Consider the following 20,166-nt stretch of genomic DNA (forward strand, 5'->3'; position numbering starts at 1 on the left):
GGGTGTCCGGAAGCGCCGACTCTATCTGCGAGATGACCGCATATCCTGGCCCGGTGCGGGTGATCCGGAAGAGGCGTGGGCTTCTTCGGGGGCTGTTGGCCGCGTGGTTCGCCGTGGTCGCGACCATCACGCTGACGCCGACGCCAGCGCCCGACGCGACGTTCGGACCGGTCCGCGCCGTGCTCGACTTGCTGACGAGCTACGGCATCCCTGCGACCTACCTCGGCGTGGAATTCGCGGCCAACGTCGTGATGTTCGTCCCGTTCGGCATCCTTGCCGGTCTGTTGCGACCTCGACGCCACTGGTGGCTCGTCGTCGCCGCAGGGGCAACGATTTCCTGCTTGATCGAGTTCACCCAGATGCTGCTTCTGCCCACCAGGGTCGCCGACCCGAGAGACCTCGCTGCGAATACGGCAGGTGCAGCAGTCGGGGTGGCATTGGCGCTTGCCGTGTGGCCGCGCAGCGAGGATCGCCACAAGCCTGCGATCGCGGACGAAGGCCGTCGTGAGTTCTCGGGTTCGTAGCGGATCACGTCCACTTGCTCTCTTGCTGCAAGCACTGCGGGCCGAGACCTCCGCATCGATCACGGGCCTCGCCCGCAAATCGCGGTAGTGCCGCTCGCCTAGTATCTACCTATGTCGATCGTCGAAACACTCGTGTCCCTAAGACGCGCGCCAGTAATCGGTGCGATTTCGAACATCGGATTGAAGATTCTTGGCGTCGAGTTTCCACGGTCCGTTGTGACCGGGCCCGGACTAATGCTTCCCCATGGATCGAATGGTCTCGTTGTGCACGAGCAAGCGGTGATCGGCGCAAACGTCAAGATCTATCAGGGCGTGACCCTTGGCCGGTCGGACACATACCTGCCTGACCAGGCACGGGCCGTTGGCGGTGGCATCGTCGTCGAGGATGACGTTGTGATCGGCGCGGGAGCCGTCGTGCTATTCCAGTCGGGCCGGACAGTCACAATCGGGCGAGCCGCCGTCGTGGGGGCCAACGCGGTCGTACTCCAGAGCGTGCCACCTCGCGAGATATGGGCAGGAAATCCGGCACGCAAGGTCAGTGATCGTCGTCGCTAGCGGTCTTTGCGGATCTCACGCAAGAATGTCGCGCTGTAACGGTTCACCACCGACCAGAGACGAGCCTTTCGCCGCTTAACCCGGCCTAGATCGCCTACTTGACGTCAGCACGGCGGCCCATCATCTCCATGGGCGAGCGGAAAGAATCTGGCGCAAACTCGTCCTCGCCGGCTTGAGTTCTGGCCGAACGAACGCCTCCATGCACCGCAGGAGCAGATCCGCATACGCAGCCGGACGTCCATGGTGGCGGCGCACATACCTGATGTGGCCGACGGACCTCTCGGCGGATGACCATCGCCTCGACGTCGAGGACGAACTTGAACCGCTCTCGGTCCGAGCTACAACTGCTGGAACAACACCGACCGTTCCACCGACGTCGTGAAGTCGCTTGAATAGGTCGTACTCCTCAGCAAACATGAAGAACGACTCATCGAAGCCACCCAGGCGTTCGAAGGCCGAGCGCCGAATTGCGAAGGCACATCCGCTCAACACCTCCGTCAGGATCACTTCACCCTTCTCGACACGCGCCTCGGACCTGGGTGCCCACGGCGGAGCCATGAACGGTCGCGTCGACCGCAGCGGTGAGCCCGTGAGGTCCTCTAGCGAGGGGGCGACGGCATCCAGGTCATTCCGAGCGGCTGTGGCCACGAGCTCGAGCAGAGACTGCACCGTAATCTCGACGTCTGGATTAACAAACGCGAGCCATTCCGACTGAGAGGCGGCTGCACCGCGATTATTACCAGTCCCGTACCCGACGTTCGCCTGCGCATCAATAAACTTGGCGCGCCTCTCCCCCGCGATCCGCCTCGTCACCTCGACGTCCGCCGACCCAGAGTCAACGACCAATGTCTTCGCCTCTTTTGAAGAGCCCAGCCGCTCCAGAAATTCGTCAAGCAGATGGTTGGAGTCGTGCGTAACGGTGATCACCGTGAGTCTCGTCATGCGATCGCAGCCATCACCGCGCGACCGACGTCACGCCAGTCGGTCAACGACACGTTCTTTCGGTTCCATTCCGATACGCGCGCCCGCCACGCGCCGTCGTAAAGCAGAGTCTCGATCGCCTCAGAAATCGCCCCCGTGGAGGTTGGATCGAATGTCTGGTCTGCCCCTTGACGCCCGAATACTTTCGCGAGATTCGCCGCATCCGCGGTGGCCGTTGGGACACCAGCGGCCGCCATGTCGAGTGCAGGGATGCAGAGGCCCTCGTGGAGCGACGGCTGGATGTAGGCAAAGCAGCCCGCCAGGAGATTTCGATACTCAACGTCGGAAAGCCCCGAAACAAGCGATATGTCACTCTCGATCCCGAGCGTTTCGATCGCCGAACGAATGGCTGCTGAAGCGGCACCCTCGCGACCGCAGATCACAAGGCGGAATCCTTCCGTGCGCGCCCGGCTCCAGGCATTGACGAGGGCCACGAGATTCTTGTGGGGCTCGTGCACCGCGATGCAAAGGAGGTAGGGCATGTCCGTCGCCGGTTTCCACTCGATCGCGTGCGATGCGCCGATAGGTAGGACGTCGACCTGCGTACCCCTCCGCGCGCCACGGACCTCTTCGGCGGCGAACTCGGAAATGGCGAGCGCGTGGCGCGAAGCCAGCGCCAGTCGATTTGCAGCGACGACCTTCCATGGTCGGGCGTAGTACTCCGGAAGAGTGACGAATCCGAGATCATGAAAGATCGGGACACACGAAACGGTCGAGACCAGCGGTCGTGCTTGGCGAGGTATTAGCACCGCATCAGCGCGCACACGCAGCGCCAGCCATGGCAGGTGAAGGTGCATAAAGCCACGCCGAGGCAGTTTCGCGTCCTGCCCATCCCTAGTACCGGCCACGGTCAACTGCAACCGACCCTCTTGTTCCAGCTCACGGAGGCCCGATATGACCCCACAGGCGATTGCCCGCACGCCCGATGGGCCGCCCTCCAACACGCGACCGTCGACGACGAGATGCTTCATCGTTTGACCCCCATTGCACGGAGCATGTCTCCCACAATCTCGAGCGCGTCAGCGAGCACGCTCGCAGCCACACCCGGCGCGCCCATCCATCGACGCGCGTACATTCGCCTGCTCGATCGGCTGATGCGCTTTAGAGCCGCACTGGTCCTCTTCCCGTGGCCTTGATCATGTATCGCAGTGACCGCGCCGTCGACGGCCACGGCCCATCCCGCTGCCCAAGCCTTGGCGCAGACGTCGACGTCTTCGAAGTACAGGAAATACTGGGGCGAGAACCCGCCGACCTGACGGAACGCTGACCTTCTCCACAGCATGAGGGCGCCACATACCCAGTCGGCAGCGACGAGACTCCCGCCGTGATCGACCTCGACTTGGCGGCGCCGGGCGATCGAACGGAGCGTCGGGAACTCTCGTGCAGATGAGACCGGGCGCCCGTCAGTCGTGATGAGCCGTGCGCCGACGCACGCGAGGCGAGGGTCGGCATCCAGATCACTCATCAATTGCTCGAGGGCCGACGGTTCGAAGCTCACGTCCGGGTTGACGACCAGGATGAACTCCGCTCCCCCAGCGCCCGTATTTACGCCACGATTGACGGCAGCGCCAAAACCAACGTTGGACTCCAGTTGCATGAACTCAATCGGAGCGCCCCACTCGACGGACCGGACGACGTTCTGGGAGCCGTCCACGGAGCCGTTGTCCACCACGTGGACGGAGGAGACGAATGAACTTTCTAGGACGCTTCCAGCAAGGTCAGCGACGTGGGTCGCGGAGTTGTACGTCACGACAACAACATCTATCCGAAGGTCAGTCATCGTGCACTCCGCATCTCCGCCAGACTCATACGCGACGGCACGAAGAATTTGTGCAAGCGCGTTGAGATGACATATCGACGGTTTAGCACCAGGAGAACGGCAAGACTTACGAGATTGCCAAACAGTGTCGAGATCGCTGCTCCCTCGATTCCAAATCGAGGGTACGTCGCGAGCACAAGGACAACCGTCGAGATTAGCGCGGCGAGCTCGCCAGCCAGCGGAGCTCCCGGCCTCCCAACCGCAATCAGGCTCTGCGTTAGCACTACGACCCCGGCCAGAGGCACCTGAGCGAGGATCAGGATCACCATTGCCCCATATGCGGGGAGAAAACTCGCTCCTAGGACGACTGGAATCAACCATGGCAAGAGGAGGATGAGGAGCCCCCCCACGAGCAGGACAACGGCCGACGCCGTCGCAGTCGCAGCCGGCACGACAAGACGCTCACCGTGGACAACTCGGTTGCGGACGGGCAGGGCAATCGACACCGCGACGCCGTTTAGGACCGCTGCAAGCGTCGTTGCCACGGCGTATAGGCCCAGTTGCCCCGGGGCTGCGATGAATGTCAGAACCAAGAGATCGATGCGCTGGTTGAGAAGCGCAATGCTGCCCGCCGGCCAGCCTCGAAGTCCGAACGCGACGGCCGCACGCATCTCTGGTAGCTCCGGTCGACCTGCTGGCCGTATTCGGGCAAGGGCCCCGGGGAGCAACCCCCCGACGATCGCGATCACCACGAGGAGCAAGCCCACATTGAGAGCACTAATTCCGAGGGCGGCCAGGAACAAGAGGCCCACGACCACCGCAAACTGAGGGAGGAGACGCCCGAGGGCAACGGCGGACCACTTCTCCGCGCCCGTCGCAAGGGCGGTCCCGCAGTACCCATAGACGAGTACTGGCGAAGCTGCTACGTAGGCGATCATGATCCACCGCGACGCGCTTGCGGGGTCCGTGTGCACGCTCGTGAACCACAGGTAAGGGACTACGCAGATCGCGGCGGCAAGTACCGCCAAGGCAACAGCGGAAGACGCCAGTCGGTTGGCACGACCTGCACTCGCCGATCTGCGAGCGAAGTAGTCAGGCAGCCCGAAACACATCAGCATGCTGATGATCGTCGCTGGCACCACCGCGACCGCGATCTCTCCGCGGCCCACAGGTCCGAGCAATCGCGCCTGGATCGCCGCTGAGACGAGGCCGAGTGCGAGGACTGCGAGGTTGGAGAGCATCAACTTGGCGTCAGGTCGACGCAAGGCGGCCGCAACGACCGCCAACCCCGCCTTCATTGGCGAACCTCTTCACCGATTTCGAGCTCCGACTCGTGGCAGGCGGCCCGAGCGATGCAGAAAAGCACCAGAACCGCAGCAAGGCCCGGAATTGTCCAGGCGAATGGCACGGAGATGCTGATGACTGCAACGCTAATGAACCCTCCGAACACGGATCGCCCTAGGTTCCCTCCCCGCCGGAGCGCGGCAATCGCGGAACTCACAAAGGGGAGCAGCATCAAAGCGAGTCCGACTAGTCCAGTCTTTGCCGCGACGCTCACGTAGACCGAGTGCGTGTCTCGCTTCACCTCGTTGATCACTTCGTCCGCGAAAACGAACTGCGTACCGACCCCCGTACCAATCGCAACAGCTAGGGGCGACTGGATCAGGATATTGGTCACCGTTCGCGCTTCGGCCAGTCGGTACGACCCAGACGTCTCCGTCACGCGTTCAGCGACGTCGTACCGACCTCCAAGGTTGACCGCGCCAGAGAGCAGTGTGATCGCAGCCACGGAAAGCCCCACGAGTGCGAACCTCGCGGAGACTCGGAGTGTGCGCCAACTCGTGGCGACGGTCGCAAGAACTCCGGAGGTGATCGCGAGAACCAGGCTCAACGTCTTGCTGAGGTACAACTCGACTGCGAGGACGCATATCAAGGCAAGTCGCCTCGTTGAGCGGAGCCACCCCGCGCCCAGCACCGCCATCGCCCCCACAATCGCCACCGTCAACTCACCACCGGGCCTGACATCACCGGCGGCGGAGCCTGAAATCAGCACGACGCTCCGCTCACCAACGCCGAGAAGGCCGGCGCGAGCCATCACGGACGCCACGATCGCAACGACCCCGGCTGCCGTCGCAACACCAACCAGCAGACCCACAAGATGGCTGGCTGGGCGCCGCCGAAGGACCACCCCTAGAGGCACCATAAGCAGGTATGCCTCGAGGAGCCTCAGGTCGACGTACGGCGAACCTGCGACGACCGCGCCGAGATCAGGTAGAAGCGCCCGGGCGATGAACCAAATCGGCCATGCAAGCAAGGCGACCCATGGAACCCGGACCATCCGCGTCGCAGGCTCTCGCACCGCGATCGAAGCTCCCGCAAGGACGGAGAGCCCAACAAGAACATCGATTTCCGATACCGCGAAGCCACCGATCGCGACGTGGACCAGCTCTACCCCTGGCCGGCAGAGCATGACCCAGCCGATCCCACCCCAGAGCACAGGCCACGGCAGCGCAACGGTCAGAACGACCGTTGCTGCGAGCAGTGCAACTGCGGGACTCTTCGTTGCCAATCCGCCCACGACGAGCGCTGCACCGGCGCCCAAGCCGACTACTGCGACGTCGCGCAGCGAAGGTCGGGATCCGCTTGCCAGGAGCCGCGAGCGTCGTGCCGCCATCGACGACGAGCTGGCGTACCTCTTCCCCGTCATTGGAACAATGCCCGCTCGTCGGTTGAGAGCGTGTAGGTCATCGGTTCGCGAGCGCGGACGGGACGAGCCGGAACTCCGAACGACACGGTCCATGCAGGCAAACTCTTCGAGACGACGGCGCCAGTTCCGACGACGGCGCCGTCTCCGATCGAGACGCCGGGCAGGATCGTCACGCGGCTACCGATGAAGCAGTAGTCGCCGATAACCACAGGTGCGCCCGTCGCTGGAATACCTGGAGTGTCGACGTCGTGCTCGGCAGTCCAAATTCGCACTTCGGAGGCGATATTTACATCACGTCCGATGCTGATTCCGTGGCGCATATCGAGGAACGCGTGGTCACCAACTATCGAATGCTCGCCGACGCGCAGGCCGCCAATGCCGAAGAAGCGCGCACCGCCGTAGATTATCGAGTTGGCCGGGAGTGTGACCTTCAATGCCTTGCGGTAGAACACGTCTCGGAGCGTGTGAGACGGAACGTGCCCGACAAACGACGCGCACCACAAGGTGCCCCAGTAGTAGACCGCGTGCAGACGCTTACGCATTGGACACCAGTTCTGACCCATCTCGGCCCTGCGGCCATGGCGCGGAGTGAAGAAGTCCGTTCAGTAAATTGGCGCCGCGGCGCCTCGTATCAATACCGGCGAGTCCGCGCCCAGAGTGCACAGGCCGAGCGAGCGCGACCATACGTGGACCCGCGATCGAACCCGATCCAGCGGGCACCGTGCTGTCCTCAGAGTTCACGGATCAACTCCACACTCTGCTCGATACGCGACGTCCAAGAGTGCGCCGCGGCTGAGTTCGTCCGGGCCGTCGCCGCATCCGCATCGAATCGCGCAACAGCATCCGTGACGACGCCTCCGAATGCTTCCGGGCCCGAGATCGTAAGGCCAAACCGGGGCTCAGTCAGGCTTGGGAGCGCGGTCGACACGACATCCAGCCCCGACGCGAGGTACTCGTATACCTTCATAGGAAATACCCCCGCCGTATAGTCGTTCAGTCGATACGGAATAAGACCGACCATCGAACGGGCGAACTCGACGGCCAGACGGTCGGGCGGCAGATTGCCCAGGTACGTGATGAGAGGATGCTCCGTCAGCTGGTCGAATTCGTCGTGACCGGCAGCGCCATCGATCTCCCGGGGGCCGGCCAGCACCACCGGCACGCCTTCATCAGCAACGGATCGGAGAAGGCGCGTGTTGATCTTTGTCGAGGTCAAATTCCCCGCAAAGATCGCTCGGGGCTGCCGCTCGGCCTTTGCCGAACCGAACAGCTCCGTATTTGCGACATTCTCCCACAGCAGTACGTCATCGCGGCCGCTTCGGCGAAGGTGATCCGCCACGCCATTGCTACTCGCAATGACGGCGTCCGCGGTCTCGAGCAGGTGACGCTCGCTTGCGAGCAGCGTCGCCGCAGGAACCCGGGGCTGGGTGTGGAGCAGATCGACTGAGTGATATACCACCCTCGCCGCCCTGCGTTCGAGACCGTAGGTCAGGGGCGAGAACGTCCACAAAACCGCGTCCTCCAGCTCAGGGATTGCGATGCCCTCGATAAGCGATGTGTTGATCTTGCGTGCGAGCCTGCTTGAATGGAATGGAATCACACGCGGAGAAATGAGGCGAACGCGCTCAGGCGTTTCATCCGGCCCCGGCCGACCGCCCACGTGCAGTCGATTTGCCAGCCGAGCAAGGTCGGACCGACCGAAGGTCGGCGCCCGAAGGCCTAGCGATTCGATGTACGTGACGTCTGTGTGCCGGGCTAGACCAACCGCGAGGTGCTGCTTGTTCGTCCACACCGCGCTGTGGAAATCAGCGGTCGAGAGTATGACGACCGGCCGCGTCGGATCGGTCATGACGATCCGCTCGCGACGAAGGCGCGGATCTCTTCGGTGAACCGCTCGCGAGAGAACCGCCGGACAGACTGGCGCGGAAGCCGACCGCGCAGGCTTGACGCTGTCCGGACAGCTTCGCCAAGCGCGGCTTGGTCCTTAAAGTCGACGTGCACGCCGGAGACACCTTCGATGACCGTCTCAAGCGTGCCACCAACACCTGCGGCGACAACGGCGGCGCCGGCGGCCATCGCCTCAACCGGCATGATCCCGAAGTCTTCGACAGCGGGAAAGACAAACGCGGTGCAGGCCTCATATAGCGCGTAGAGAAGTGCGTCGCTCGGTGCTTCGAGGAACATCACCGGCACTGTTGCCTCGGCGGCCATTGATTCGAGGTGTGCACGTTCCGGTCCGCGGCCGGCGATGACAACCGGCAGCCCGGCAGCCTCCCCCGCACGTATCACTAGCGGCATCCGCTTATAGGGAACTAGCCGCGATGCACCGAGTACGAACTCGGCGGGCAACTCGTCGAGCACCGCTGACTCCGCGGTCGGCACAACGTCAGCCCAGCGGCCGACTTCAGCTATCTCCTCGACGGCGACGGGTGGATAGATGACCGATGACCCGACGCCCCAGGTTCGCTCGATTCTCGCGGCGACGAAGTGGCTGTTGGCAGCAGCGGCACTGATCTCGCCAGCGCGCCTGCGGTCCAGTTGGCGCAGCGGGGCTCCGACGAGCCTGGCGACGACGGACGCGCCGCGCGCGTCGAGCTCCGGGTCCCAGAGGTACCGAGCCGGGCTGTGCACGTAGACGAGCTTGCGGAAGTCCGACGACTGCCCACGGAATGACACGTGGTGCGCAAACAGATGTGAGCTCACGAGCGCCCAGTCATATCCTGACGACCCACGCCGCCGCCATGTCGCGGGCATGAACGGAAGGGCGCTCACTTTACTGCGTCGCAACGGCGTTCGCGCAAGCCACGTCTCGCGCAGGCCCCGGTCCAAGTACCTCCCCGGAACATCGTTCCAGAGGCACAGTAGGTCGGCGTCGGGAAATGCGTCGACCATCGCGTCAAACACATTCTCCGAGCCACCTGTACTGGCGAGCCATTCGTGGACGAGGACACCCCGGTTCACTCAGTACGCCCCGCGAGAAGACACGACTGCCCTGATCGTCCGCGCCAAGATCAAGATGTCACCGAAGAGCGTCCAGTTCTCGACGTACATCACATCCATGCGGATGCTGGCCTCCGGACTCAGTTCTGACCGCCCAGAAACTTGCCACAGGCCAGTTAGCCCAGGCTTGACCAGAAGTCGTCTGTGAGCCGCGCGGTCGTACTGCGCGACTTCTGCGGCAATCTGCGGGCGCGGTCCGACGAGACTCATCTCCCCACGCAGGACGTTGAACAGCTGAGGCAGTTCGTCCAACGAGAACCTCCGCAGCAAGCGGCCTACGCGGGTCACGCGGGGATCGTTCTTCGGCTTGTAGAACATGCCCACCTCAGCGTGCCCCTCGGCGGCAAGGACCTCGCTCAGTCGTCCATGAGCGTCGTCCACCATCGATCGGAACTTAAAGATTTCGAACTGTCGGCCGCCCTTTCCGATCCTCGTCTGCGTGTACAGCACGGGCCCGCGACTCGTACAGGCGATCACTATCGCGATGCAGACGAGAAGCGGTGAAAGGATCAGGACTATTGCCGTACCAAAGAGCAGGTCAAAGACCGACTTGGCCACGTACTTTCCGCCCGTGAATCGGGCCTCGTCGACATACATCAGCGGCAGACCTTCGACGGGCTGCATCGTGACGCGTGGCCCCGCGACGTCGATGAGCGTGAGCGTCAGCGCCAGGTCGACGTCCGTTCCCTCGAGGTCCCAGCCCAACTTCCGAACGGTCTCCGAGGTGATGCTGTCGGATCCCGTCACGGCAACGGCAGATGCTCTCGCTTCGACAGCGATTGCGGCTGCATTCTCCATCGATCCCAGCACCGGGACACTGCGCAGCGTTTCACCGTCGCCTACCTCGCCTGACGGCACGCACACGCCGATGACGGTGTAGCCCGCCCGGCGATTCCGGTGCAGCTCGTCGATCAGACGCGCCGCCTTATCCCGGTGACCGATGACGAGGATCGTCGACTGGAAATGCCCCGTCTCCCGCTCCCTCGCGAGCCACTGCCGCCATGCGAACCTGCTAGCGAGCAACAAACCAAGGCCGACCGGCGCCGCAAGCGCCAAATACCCGCGCCCGACGTCCATCTTGAACAGGAAGGCAATCACTGCGACGAGAGCGAAGAGTCGCCACGTGGCGGAGAAGACGCGCGAGTACTCGGCCGGCCCGCCTCCCACGATCCTGCGATCTCGCGAGCGCGCGATCGTGAGGGCGACCATCCAGGACGCGGCGAGCACGAGCGACACAGAGAGATACGTAGGAGAAAATTCACCCGACACGGCGGGCAGACCGTCCAGATCGAACCTCACAACGTAGGACACCGCGACGGCGAGCATCACTGCCAGACCGTCGGTCAACACGAGTCGGCCCGAGTAGGCGCGCCACCAGCGGCCTGGCTCCGTCGGTAGTGAACTCCACCAGGGAAGGCGCTGTCCCGCCTGACCTGGGGTGTCGGCAGCTACGTGTTCGATCATCATGAGCCCCCGACCCTCGCCCTGCGTGTGCTCGGGCGTTCCACAGAATGTGCCTGTGGATCCTACCCCTCTCTCACCCGCGAAATTATGGACGAATGACGCCACCTTGTCCCGTTTGCTGCTCGTTCGTCGCTTTGTAGGATCCAAACGCGCGCCCTCCCGTGAGAGAATCCTCCCGGGCTGCTGCTGTGGGGGCCTGGATGCGGAGAGTGTTCGTGGAGCTGCAGGACTACCTACTCATATTGCGCAAGCGCTGGCTGTCGATTCTGTTGATCACGCTGTTCAGCACCGGCGCCGCGATCGCCAGCTCCCTGGCGATGACCCCCATGTACCAGGCGACCACGCAACTCTTCGTCTCGGTGCAGGGTGGCGCTTCGACGAGCGACCTCCTCCAAGGCGCAAACTTTACGCGTCAGCAGGTCACCTCATACACGCAGCTTGTCACGAGCCCGCTCGTTCTCAACCCCGTGATCGACGACCTGGGCCTCGACGCTCGCTCCGAATCGCTCGCGGCCCGGATTGAAGCGAGTTCGCCGCTCAACACGTCGCTCATCGACGTCACCGTCACGGACGAGAACCCCGCAATGGCTGCCGCCACGGCCGATGCCGTTGCTCAGCAGTTCAAGGACGTGATCGGCGACCTCGAGACGCCCATCGACGGTGGACCCTCCGCTGTCAAGGTCTCCGTTGTGCGCGATGCGGCGGCACCCGTGGCGCCGTCGTCCCCCAATCTCAAGTTCAACGCGGCTCTGGGCATGATCCTCGGGCTCGGACTCGGCATCGCCATCGCGATCCTGCGCGAGGTGCTGAACACCCGTGTTCGTTCCGAAGTAGACGTCGCTCGTGTCACCGACACCTCCGTCATTGGTGTCATCCCGAACGACGAAGATGCTCCGAAGCACCCCCTGATCGTGCAGAGCAGCCCCCACAGCCAGCGCTCCGAGGCATTCCGCCGTCTCCGGACCAATCTGCAGTTCCTCGATATTGCCGACCGCCCGCAGTCGATTGTCGTCACGTCGTCGCTCCCCGGCGAGGGCAAGTCGACGACTTCGATCAACGTTGCGATCACCCTGGCGGACGCGGGAACGCGCGTAGCACTCGTCGACGCCGACCTACGGCGCCCGGCCGTGGCGAAGTACATGGGCCTTGAGGGGAACGTTGGGCTGACGACGGTGCTCATCGGTCGCGCCAACGTCGATGACGTGATCCAGCCGTGGGGAAACGGCTTTCTACATGTACTTCCAGCCGGCCAGGTCCCGCCGAACCCCAGCGAGTTGCTCGGCTCTCTTGCCATGGCCAATCTGCTAGACCGGCTCACGCAGCAGTACGACGTGGTGATCGTCGACACGGCGCCCCTGCTTCCCGTCACCGACGCGGCGATTCTGTCCAAGCTCACGGGCGGCGCGCTTCTGGTCGTCGGGGCAGACAAGTTGCACCGCAGCCAGCTAGCCGAGTCCGTTGGAGCGCTCGAGACCGTCGGCGCTCGGATACTTGGCATCGTCGTCAACCGACAGAAGCGCAAGCAGGGCGACCAGTACGCCTATTACGACTACACAGCTACACCCTCGACGGCTTCCGCCTCGGGGCGCACCAGCCGCAAGAAGCGCAAGAACGCGGCGAGTCGGCGCCGGACAAGTTCCGATCTCACCACCGAGGTCGCCGCGACGGGCCCGACGACGCTCTGGCCTGGCGACTCCTTGAGTGAGATTCAGTTGCACGAGTTCCAGCAGCAACAGGCACAGAATCGTCCGCAGCACCAGCGACCTACGCACTAACCGACGTTCGACGCCTCGCGCCGGGCGCGCTCCTATTGGTGCCTCTGGTACAGGCGCCCGACGGCACTCACGTATGCACGCCTCGTGGCCTCGAGCTTCAGGTGCTCCGGCAGGTAAGGGGTGTTCGTACCGCCTCCCGGCCGGAGGGTTCTCCATGCGTCGGCAAACGCCGATGGCGTGGCCCCGGCGACGACAGCCGACTCGGATAGTGGAGGCTCGAGTCGAGCATGCGCGGTGGCGATGATCGGAAGTCCCGCCGCTGCCGCCTCGAGAGCGACCATCGGGGCACCCTCGCTTCGAAGGCTCGGAATCAGTGCGACGTCACACCCCTGGAGCGCCGCGTTGAGATCGTCGCGAGAGAGATGTCCCAAGAACTTGACGCGGCTCCCCAACTGAAGCCGCGCAACCTCTGCGCGGCACGTTGCCTCGTGTGGACCCGTTCCGGCGACTAGCAGGACGAATTCGTCGCTCAGCTCCGCCATGGCCCGGATTGCTAGGAGGGTGCCCTTCTGAACATGAAGACGGCCCGCGAAGATGCCGACCGATGCCTCTTCGGCCACTGAGAGGCGGCGCCTGAAATCGCGACGAGCATCCTCGTCGTCCGATCGAGGCTTTACCTCCACGCCGTTGTATAGAGGCGATATGCGCGAGCTATCGACCCAGAACGGGCCTTTCGACAGCGAGGCGCCCAGGGCGAGCGACACCGGCCAGACGGCGTCAGCGCTGCGCAGAAACATTAACCGTGATGGGTACCGAAGGACGTGCAGGCCAAGCTTTGCATACTCGCGAACGGATGGAGATCGCCAACTGCTTTCGAATTCGGTGGCGATAGTGCCGTGAACCTGTATTGCTCGCACAGCTTCGCGATTGCGCATAATGACCGCGCCACCGGCATCCCCGATCCCAATGACGACATCGGGACGCCAGTCGCTCCACGGGCCGCGGAGGTACGTCGAGTACCACCAGCGAACGGAGTACTTGCCCGGACGAGCCGCGACCGTCCATACACGGTAGTCGGGTGGAAGGAGTGGTGCTCTGCCGTTTCGATCCACCGGCGTGGTCAGGACGCCAACTTCGGCCCCCGCGCCCTGCACGGCGGCCATAAACTCGCTTTGGACGCGCTCCATCCCACCACTTCCGGGATGATCCGAAGTCGATCGCGTCACGAAGAGAACTCGCCGCGGATAGACGTCAGCACCTAGGGGATCGATCGATTTCACCAACGGGTTCCCGTCGTCACACTGTTGGCCGGCCCGACGTGCAACTGGCAATGAAGTCCAACTGCCGACCGGGTTCGGCGGGATGCGCTCAAAGCAGGCGCCTCCCCGATACCTACTTGAAATGCCTGTTCAACCATCGATGCGCCCGATAACCGGGCAACCGCGACCGGACGCGCGATTGGGAATTTGATAGCTATCGTACCTCGACATTTGCGAGGTTCGTGGAATTATGCTGCCCGCGGAGTAGGCCCGCCCCGAGTGAGCGCTCGTGCGCTGCCAGTCGAAACTCCAGCCCTCACGCGCCGTGCTCTGTAGCACCTTCCCAACAAGGTCGCGGGTTGCAGCACTTCGAGGCCGTCGCAGACTGAGTGGGTGCAAGTTTCGAGGAGGGCCCGCTGTTCGCGAGACACATGAGACAACCCGGGTCGCCGCGTGATCGTCGGGACGCACGAGAGCCCCGCACCAACCGGTGCGGGGCTCTCGCTGAGGTGCTAGGCCATTCAGGCCGCGGCGCCAGCCTGACGACGGCGGGCGATGACGACGCCACCTGCACCGACCAGGACCAGCGCGCCGGCGCCCAGGGCGATCGGAAGAGCGTTGGAGCCGGTGGAGCTCAGCGTGTCGCTCGTCCCGGCGACCGTTACGGTCTGCGTGCTGAGCACTGCGCCCGACGCGGTGTCGGTCACGACCAGCGTGTACGTGCCAGCCTGGCTCAGCGTCACCGAGAAGGTGGCGGTGCCCGACGCGTTGGTCGTCGCGGTGAGGGTCTGCGTACCAGACCCACCGGCGATGGTGAGCGTCACCGACGTGTTCGGAGGCCCGACGACAGTGACGGTGAACGGAACACCGGCGGCGGGCGTGCTGTCAGACACCGTGCCCTTGTTCGAGTAGTCACTGGAGCCGTACGCCATGGCGGCGGACGGAACGAGGGCGAGTGCAACGGCAGCGAAGGCGACCAGAGCGGTGCGACGGATCTTCATGGGTGTCCCCCCGGACAGTGGTCGTGTGACAGGAGTTACGCGATGTACTAGGGGCAACCGTACCTGCTACTTGGTACAGGAGGAAGCGACGACTGCGTCACCCTTTTGGCGGGCGGTCGGCGTGGAGCGAATGTGCAGGTCACCGGTCTGCTCCTTTCCGGTAACGATGTCCATGTCGAGAGATCCGCTCTCACCCGGTTTGAATGTAAATGTCCTGCCTCCTACCCCCAGTCCGTCGTGGATCTGGGCAAGGAGGCCCTGGGGATCAGGTTTCACCCGCACGGACTCGATGCCGCCGCCCTCGGGGGCGTATATGAGGACATTCGTCCGGAGATCGCCGAGCGGGACGATGTTGTCGAGGCCGACCAGGTAGGCCGGCAGCTCGGCCGCGTCGGGCGGAGCGTTGTACGTCAGCGTGACCACGGCGTGCACGATCTGCGAGCCGTCCGGACGGCACTCCGTGGCCTGCGCATCGATCGACAGGTCGAGGTAGTAGCCGAGCTTCGCCTGCGTGCCGTCGTTGAGGTAGACCCCGAGGACAGCCGAGTCGCGATCCTTCCCTCGCAGGTCGCCGCTCAGCACCGTGCTCGTGAGCAGAGCTTGCTCGTCCTCGTCGGCGGACCACACCATCAGGCGACCCTGGCGCGCAGCTTCGGCGAGGGCGTCCATCACGCCGGGTGCCTCGCCCTGGCCGCTGACGACCGCGTTGAACACGGACTTCGACGTGTCGGAGAAGAATGCGTCCTGCTTCGCCGGGTCGAGGATGTCGAGGTACACCCCGTTGAGCAGCGTCTGCACGGCGTCGTCGCCGGAGAGCGTCGTGCCGTCGGAGAGCGTCACCGGACCCGTCGCGTCGAGGACCAGCGCCAGCGCGACCGGGTCCACCGACAAGACGCCGTCGATGGTGCCGCCCACCTGCTTCTCCCAGATGCCCTTGGCCATGGCCGCCGAGCGCGGGAAGTCGGGCGTGAAGGTGACGTCACGCATGTCGGTACCGAGCTGCGGCCCGAACAGCGCGTCCTCGGCGTCCGTCAGCGGGAGCACCGGGTCGGTGAGCCCGCTCAGGGAGCCGCCCGAGCGCTCCTGCACCACGGTCACCGCGCCGTCGTCGGCGTGCAGGTGCAGCACCGAGCCCGGAATCCCGCCCGTCGCGCGCTGCTCCGCGTTGTTCTGCACCAGCACCAGGTAGTCGCGCGGGCCGTCGGCACCCATCATCGCGGGCACCAGCTGCGCGGCGCGGGCGGCGGTCGCGGTGGTCACGGCGACGTCGTTGACCTGGTCGCGCAGGGTCTCGACGGGCTCGGCCACGGCGCGAAGCAGGGATGACGTGTCGATGTCCGCGAGCTCGCCGGCGGTGACCTGGACGGACTCGTTGGCGGCCACGATGACCGGTGCGGCCTCCTGCAGCGGGGCGAGGTCGACGCGGCCGTCGACGGGGGCCAGGGCGGCGGGGTCGACCAGCGTGGTGGCCTGCATGAGCGACGGGAGGGCGTGCTGGGCCAGGTCGTCGACCGCGGCAGCCACCGTGTGGACGGCGCTCACGTTGGGGCCGACCCACGGCAGGATGCCCGCCAGGGTCCAGACGGGACCGCTGGTGGCGCGTGCGGCCGTCGAGGCGTTCGCCTGGAGGGAGACCAGGGTCGTGGCGGCGGCGTCGGAGTCGCCGGCCTTCACCTGAGCCTGGAGGTCCTTCACGTCGCCCTTCGCGGACTCGAGGGCGCCGGCGGCACGGAAGGCTCCGGTGGCGAGCCAGATGCCCAGGCCGACGACCACCACGAGCGCGACGGCGCACCCGATCAGCACGCGCTTCACCACGCGACGACGGCGGGCGCGCTTGTAGCTGGTCCGCCGACGGCGCACCGTCTCGGGGTGCTGCGGCGCGTCCGGGACCGGCTGACCGTTCCAGTCGGATCCCCAACCCGGGTGCGTCACGACGTCTCTCTCCAGCCGGCTCCACGCCGCCAGGGACAGGCGACCGCGGTCGGAATCGTACCGGCGAGGCCTGGGTGCCCCCGCCCGGAGGGGGTGAGATGTGTGCGCCGATCGGGTCATCCGATGCCGGTTTCTGCAGCCCGGGGCCCCAAGATGGTGCCCGTGAACCCCACCGACCCGGCCGAGCCCCTGCGCGTCCTCGTCGTCTGCACCGGCAACATCTGCCGGTCGCCGGCAGCCGAGCGGCTGCTCGCTGCCGGGCTCGGCGCGGCCTACCGGGGCCGTGAGGGCGGCGGCCTGACGCCCGCGATCGAGGTCTCCTCGGCGGGCACGGGCGCGATGACCGGCTGGCCGATGACGGACGAGATGGCCGCGCTGGTGGCTGCTCAGGGGGTCGACGCCCGGGGCTTCGTGGCGCGTCAGCTGGCGCCCGGCATGGTGCAGCAGGCGGATCTGGTGCTGGCGCTGACCCGGCGGCACCGCTCGGCCATCGTCGAGCTGGTCCCCGCCGCCGTGCGGCGCACCTTCACGCTGCGCGAGCTCGCTCGGCTCGTCGGCGACATCGACCCCGCCACGCTGCCCGGCGCCAACGCGACGACCGCGGACCGGCTGCGCGCGCTGGTGCCTATCGCCGCGACGCGGCGCGGGCTCACCGCGCACAAGCCGGTGGACGACGACGTGGTCGACCCGTACCGCGGGGGCGACTCGCTCTACCAGAAGTCGTTCGGCCAGCTGCTGCCGGCCGTCGAGGCGATCGTGACGGCCGTCCGTCGCTGACCGCACGCAACGACCGAGGCCGGGCCCCGTGACGGGACCCGGCCTCTCGTGTGTCTGCGGACGCTAGATGCCGAACGCCGACTTGATGGGGCCGATGAGGAAGTACAGGACGAACATCACCGAGGCGATCCACATGAACGTGTGGATCTCGCGGACCTTGCCCAGCGCCAGCTTGATGATGACGAACATGATGATGCCCGCGCCGATGCCGGCCGTGATCGAGTAGGTGAACGGCATCAGGATGATGGTGAGGAACGCCGGGATGGCGATCTCCCAGTTCTTCCAGTCGATGCCGGTGATCTGCGTGACCATGAGGAAGCCGACGACGACCAGCGCCGGGGTGGCCGCTTCGAACGGGACCATAGAGACCAGCGGCGACAGGAACGTGGCCAGCAGGAACGCGATGCCGGTGACCACGGACGCCAGGCCCGTGCGTGCGCCGTCGCCGACGCCCGCCGCGGACTCGATGTAGCTGGTGTTGGACGAGACGCTGCCCGCACCACCGGCCGCCGCCGCGATCGAGTCGACCACCAGGATCTGCGTGGTCTTCGGCGGGTTGCCCTCCTTGTCGAGCAGGCCGGCCTCGCTGCCGACGGCGACCATGGTCCCCATCGAGTCGAAGAAGTCGGCGAGCAGGAGCGAGAAGACCAGCAGGATGACCGCAACCAGGCCGATGGCCTCGATCGACCCGAACAGCGAGAACTGACCGACCAGCGAGAAGTCCGGGGTGGCGAAGATGCCGCCCGAGGGCCAGTGCGGGACGTCGAGCTGCCAGCCGGCCGGGTTGACCACGGCGCCGGTCTCGTCCGTCTTGCTGCCGATGTCGCCGACCAGCTCGACGATGAACGCCAGCACCGTCGCCGTGACGATCGCAATGAGGATGGCGCCGCGGACCTTGCGGACCATGAGCACGATCGCGGTCGTCAGGCCGACGACGAAGACCAGCAGGGGCCAGCTGCCCAGCGAACCGCCGATGCCCAGCTCGACCGGGGTGGCCATGCTGGCGGGGATGCGCACGAAGCCGGCGTCGACCAGGCCGATGAAGGCGATGAACAGGCCGATGCCGACGCTGATGGCGGTCTTGAGCTCGCGCGGGACCGCACGGAAGACGGCGACCCGGAAGCCGGTGAGCACCAGGACCAGGATGATCAGGCCCTCGAGGACCACCAGGCCCATCGCGTTCTGCCAGGACATGTTGGGCAGCGCCGCGATCGAGTAGGCGACGACGGCGTTGAGTCCGAGGCCGGCGGCGAGCGCGAGCGGGAAGTTGGCGACGACGCCCATGAGGATCGTCATCACGCCGGCGACCAGCGCGGTCGTCGCGGCGACGGCCGCGAGGTTGGGGACGTCACCGCCGCCGAGGAACGGGCCGTTGCCGGCGTTGGAGCGGACGGTGCCGATGATCAGGGGGTTGAGCACGATGATGTAGCTCATCGTGAAGAAGGTCACCAGACCACCGCGGATCTCGGTGCCGATGGTCGATCCGCGCTCGGTGATCTTGAAGTAGCGGTCGACGACGTTCGTCGGGGGCGCAGGACGTGTCTTCTGCGCAGTAGGGGTCGAAGCCATGCGCGAAAGTGTGGCAGACCTGTGAAGGCCCGACAGCGCCTACACGGGGTCGTCGTCACCAACGTCACACGTCCCAGGTGCCGGACCGTCCGCATCGCCCCGGTTAGGCTCGCCGGGTGCCGTCGCTGATCGACAAGCTCTTCCACCCGACCCGGACCCCGCCGCCCCCGGTGGACGTCGACCTGGGCCGGGTCATGCTCGTCGGCACCGGCGTGTGGGTCGTCGCGTTCGTCGTCACCGCGGTGCTGGCGGCGACCGACGTGGCGACGTGGCTGCCGGCGTGGGTGTGCGCGACTGGCGCGGTCCTCGGGGTGCTCGGGTACGGCTGGGCCCGACGGAACACGGCGCGGCAGAAGGCCGCTCGGGGCTGAGTCAGCCCAGGAACACCTGCGCGCAGAGCAGCCCTCGGGGGGCGGTCACACACGCGACGCCGATCTGCGTGTACGCGTCGCCGAGCATGTTCTCGCGGTGGCCGTCAGACCCCATCCAGCCCGCCACCACGGCCAGGGCCGTCGGGTAGCCGAGCGCGAGGTTCTCCGCCACACGGTGCGCCCCGCAGGCGTCGAGGACGGGCTGCAGCGGGTCGTGCTCGAACCGGTCCTCCCGTGCGAGCGTCGCCGTGCGTGCCTCCGCCTGCTCCGTCGCGCACGCCGAGACCGTAAGCGCGGGGAGCCCGGCGGTCACCCGCTCCGCGTTGGTGCGCGTGACGATCTCGTCGACCAGCGTGGGCGTCGCTTCCGCAGCGCTGGGCGCCGGCGTCGCGACCGGTGCTCGCGTGGCCGACCTGCCTGCCGGGTCGTCGGCCCGCAGCGCGGTCGCTCCCACGTCCGCCGCGGGCCGGGGGCTCGGCTGCGGGCTCATCGTGATGGGCACCGCGATCAGCGTGAGGGTGCAGGCGAGCACGAGCACGAGCCTGCGGGGCC

General features: G+C 65.6%; 19 protein-coding genes. 5 read left to right on the forward strand and 14 right to left on the reverse strand.

The window, feature by feature from the left end:
• Window positions 1-53: 53 nt before the first annotated feature.
• Both AC1DWH_RS06625 and AC1DWH_RS06630 read left to right on the forward strand, forming a co-directional pair.
• Entirely contained in the window at window positions 54-524 is a 471-nt protein-coding gene (locus tag AC1DWH_RS06625) for a VanZ family protein (RefSeq protein ID WP_477092998.1), read from the forward strand.
• Between the two features lie 111 nt (window positions 525-635).
• On the forward strand, window positions 636-1,079 hold the full coding sequence (locus AC1DWH_RS06630; protein WP_477092999.1) for a hypothetical protein: 444 nt from the start codon (window positions 636-638) through the stop codon (window positions 1,077-1,079).
• 120 nt (window positions 1,080-1,199) lie between these two features.
• Here the strand turns inward: AC1DWH_RS06630 and AC1DWH_RS06635 are convergent, their stop codons facing one another.
• From AC1DWH_RS06635 to AC1DWH_RS06675, 9 genes are all read right to left on the reverse strand, one after another.
• Entirely contained in the window at window positions 1,200-2,021 is an 822-nt protein-coding gene (locus AC1DWH_RS06635) for a glycosyltransferase (RefSeq protein WP_477093000.1), read from the reverse strand.
• Window positions 2,018-3,031: a glycosyltransferase gene (locus tag AC1DWH_RS06640; RefSeq protein WP_477093001.1), complete on the reverse strand. Its 1,014-nt coding sequence runs from the start codon at window positions 3,029-3,031 to the stop codon at window positions 2,018-2,020. The genes AC1DWH_RS06635 and AC1DWH_RS06640 overlap by 4 nt, the downstream gene beginning before the upstream one ends.
• Window positions 3,028-3,840 carry a glycosyltransferase gene (locus AC1DWH_RS06645; RefSeq protein ID WP_477093002.1) on the reverse strand — a complete coding sequence of 271 codons (813 nt, stop codon included), beginning with the start codon at window positions 3,838-3,840 and terminating at the stop codon, window positions 3,028-3,030. Before AC1DWH_RS06645 ends, AC1DWH_RS06640 begins: the two co-directional genes overlap by 4 nt.
• A complete protein-coding gene (locus AC1DWH_RS06650; RefSeq protein WP_477093003.1) occupies window positions 3,837-5,060 on the reverse strand; it encodes an oligosaccharide flippase family protein in 1,224 nt (407 codons plus the stop codon). The genes AC1DWH_RS06645 and AC1DWH_RS06650 overlap by 4 nt, the downstream gene beginning before the upstream one ends.
• Before the next feature lie 53 nt (window positions 5,061-5,113).
• On the reverse strand, window positions 5,114-6,526 hold the full coding sequence (locus tag AC1DWH_RS06655; RefSeq protein ID WP_477093004.1) for an O-antigen ligase family protein: 1,413 nt from the start codon (window positions 6,524-6,526) through the stop codon (window positions 5,114-5,116).
• The gene (locus AC1DWH_RS06660; protein WP_477093005.1) at window positions 6,523-6,978 is read right to left on the reverse strand and encodes an acyltransferase; all 456 of its coding nucleotides are present in this window, start codon (window positions 6,976-6,978) and stop codon (window positions 6,523-6,525) included. Before AC1DWH_RS06660 ends, AC1DWH_RS06655 begins: the two co-directional genes overlap by 4 nt.
• 278 nt (window positions 6,979-7,256) lie before the next feature.
• Complete coding sequence (locus tag AC1DWH_RS06665; RefSeq protein WP_477093006.1) at window positions 7,257-8,375, reverse strand: glycosyltransferase family protein; 1,119 nt, start codon at window positions 8,373-8,375, stop codon at window positions 7,257-7,259.
• The gene (locus AC1DWH_RS06670; RefSeq protein ID WP_477093007.1) at window positions 8,372-9,418 is read right to left on the reverse strand and encodes a glycosyltransferase; all 1,047 of its coding nucleotides are present in this window, start codon (window positions 9,416-9,418) and stop codon (window positions 8,372-8,374) included. The genes AC1DWH_RS06665 and AC1DWH_RS06670 overlap by 4 nt, the downstream gene beginning before the upstream one ends.
• Before the next feature lie 69 nt (window positions 9,419-9,487).
• Entirely contained in the window at window positions 9,488-10,993 is a 1,506-nt protein-coding gene (locus AC1DWH_RS06675) for a sugar transferase (RefSeq protein WP_477093008.1), read from the reverse strand.
• A gap of 212 nt (window positions 10,994-11,205) precedes the next feature.
• Between AC1DWH_RS06675 and AC1DWH_RS06680 the strand changes: the two genes are divergently transcribed.
• Window positions 11,206-12,765, forward strand: a complete 1,560-nt coding sequence (locus AC1DWH_RS06680) for a tyrosine-protein kinase domain-containing protein (protein WP_477093009.1) — start codon at window positions 11,206-11,208, stop codon at window positions 12,763-12,765.
• Between the two features lie 32 nt (window positions 12,766-12,797).
• Here the strand turns inward: AC1DWH_RS06680 and AC1DWH_RS06685 are convergent, their stop codons facing one another.
• From AC1DWH_RS06685 to AC1DWH_RS06695, 3 genes are all read right to left on the reverse strand, one after another.
• Window positions 12,798-13,985, reverse strand: coding sequence for a glycosyltransferase family 4 protein (locus AC1DWH_RS06685; RefSeq protein ID WP_477093010.1), 1,188 nt, complete (start codon window positions 13,983-13,985; stop codon window positions 12,798-12,800).
• A 500-nt stretch (window positions 13,986-14,485) separates the two neighbouring features.
• Window positions 14,486-14,965 (reverse strand): LPXTG cell wall anchor domain-containing protein, encoded by a 480-nt coding sequence (locus tag AC1DWH_RS06690; RefSeq protein ID WP_477093011.1) that lies wholly within the window; start codon window positions 14,963-14,965, stop codon window positions 14,486-14,488.
• 66 nt (window positions 14,966-15,031) lie between these two features.
• Window positions 15,032-16,897, reverse strand: a complete 1,866-nt coding sequence (locus tag AC1DWH_RS06695; RefSeq protein ID WP_477093012.1) for a DUF4012 domain-containing protein — start codon at window positions 16,895-16,897, stop codon at window positions 15,032-15,034.
• A 153-nt stretch (window positions 16,898-17,050) separates the two neighbouring features.
• Here AC1DWH_RS06695 and AC1DWH_RS06700 point away from each other — a divergent pair, with 153 nt between their 5' ends.
• Window positions 17,051-17,674 carry an arsenate reductase/protein-tyrosine-phosphatase family protein gene (locus tag AC1DWH_RS06700; RefSeq protein ID WP_477093220.1) on the forward strand — a complete coding sequence of 208 codons (624 nt, stop codon included), beginning with the start codon at window positions 17,051-17,053 and terminating at the stop codon, window positions 17,672-17,674.
• Between the two features lie 63 nt (window positions 17,675-17,737).
• Here the strand turns inward: AC1DWH_RS06700 and AC1DWH_RS06705 are convergent, their stop codons facing one another.
• A complete protein-coding gene (locus tag AC1DWH_RS06705; protein ID WP_477093013.1) occupies window positions 17,738-19,243 on the reverse strand; it encodes an NCS2 family permease in 1,506 nt (501 codons plus the stop codon).
• A 116-nt stretch (window positions 19,244-19,359) separates the two neighbouring features.
• Between AC1DWH_RS06705 and AC1DWH_RS06710 the strand changes: the two genes are divergently transcribed.
• Window positions 19,360-19,614, forward strand: a complete 255-nt coding sequence (locus AC1DWH_RS06710; RefSeq protein ID WP_477093014.1) for a DUF2530 domain-containing protein — start codon at window positions 19,360-19,362, stop codon at window positions 19,612-19,614.
• Between the two features lies 1 nt (window position 19,615).
• On the opposite strand, the gene AC1DWH_RS06715 is transcribed toward AC1DWH_RS06710, so the two are convergent.
• Entirely contained in the window at window positions 19,616-20,146 is a 531-nt protein-coding gene (locus tag AC1DWH_RS06715) for a CAP domain-containing protein (protein WP_477093015.1), read from the reverse strand.
• Window positions 20,147-20,166 lie beyond the last annotated feature (20 nt).

The organism is Cellulomonas sp. P2_F12 (assembly GCF_056403775.1).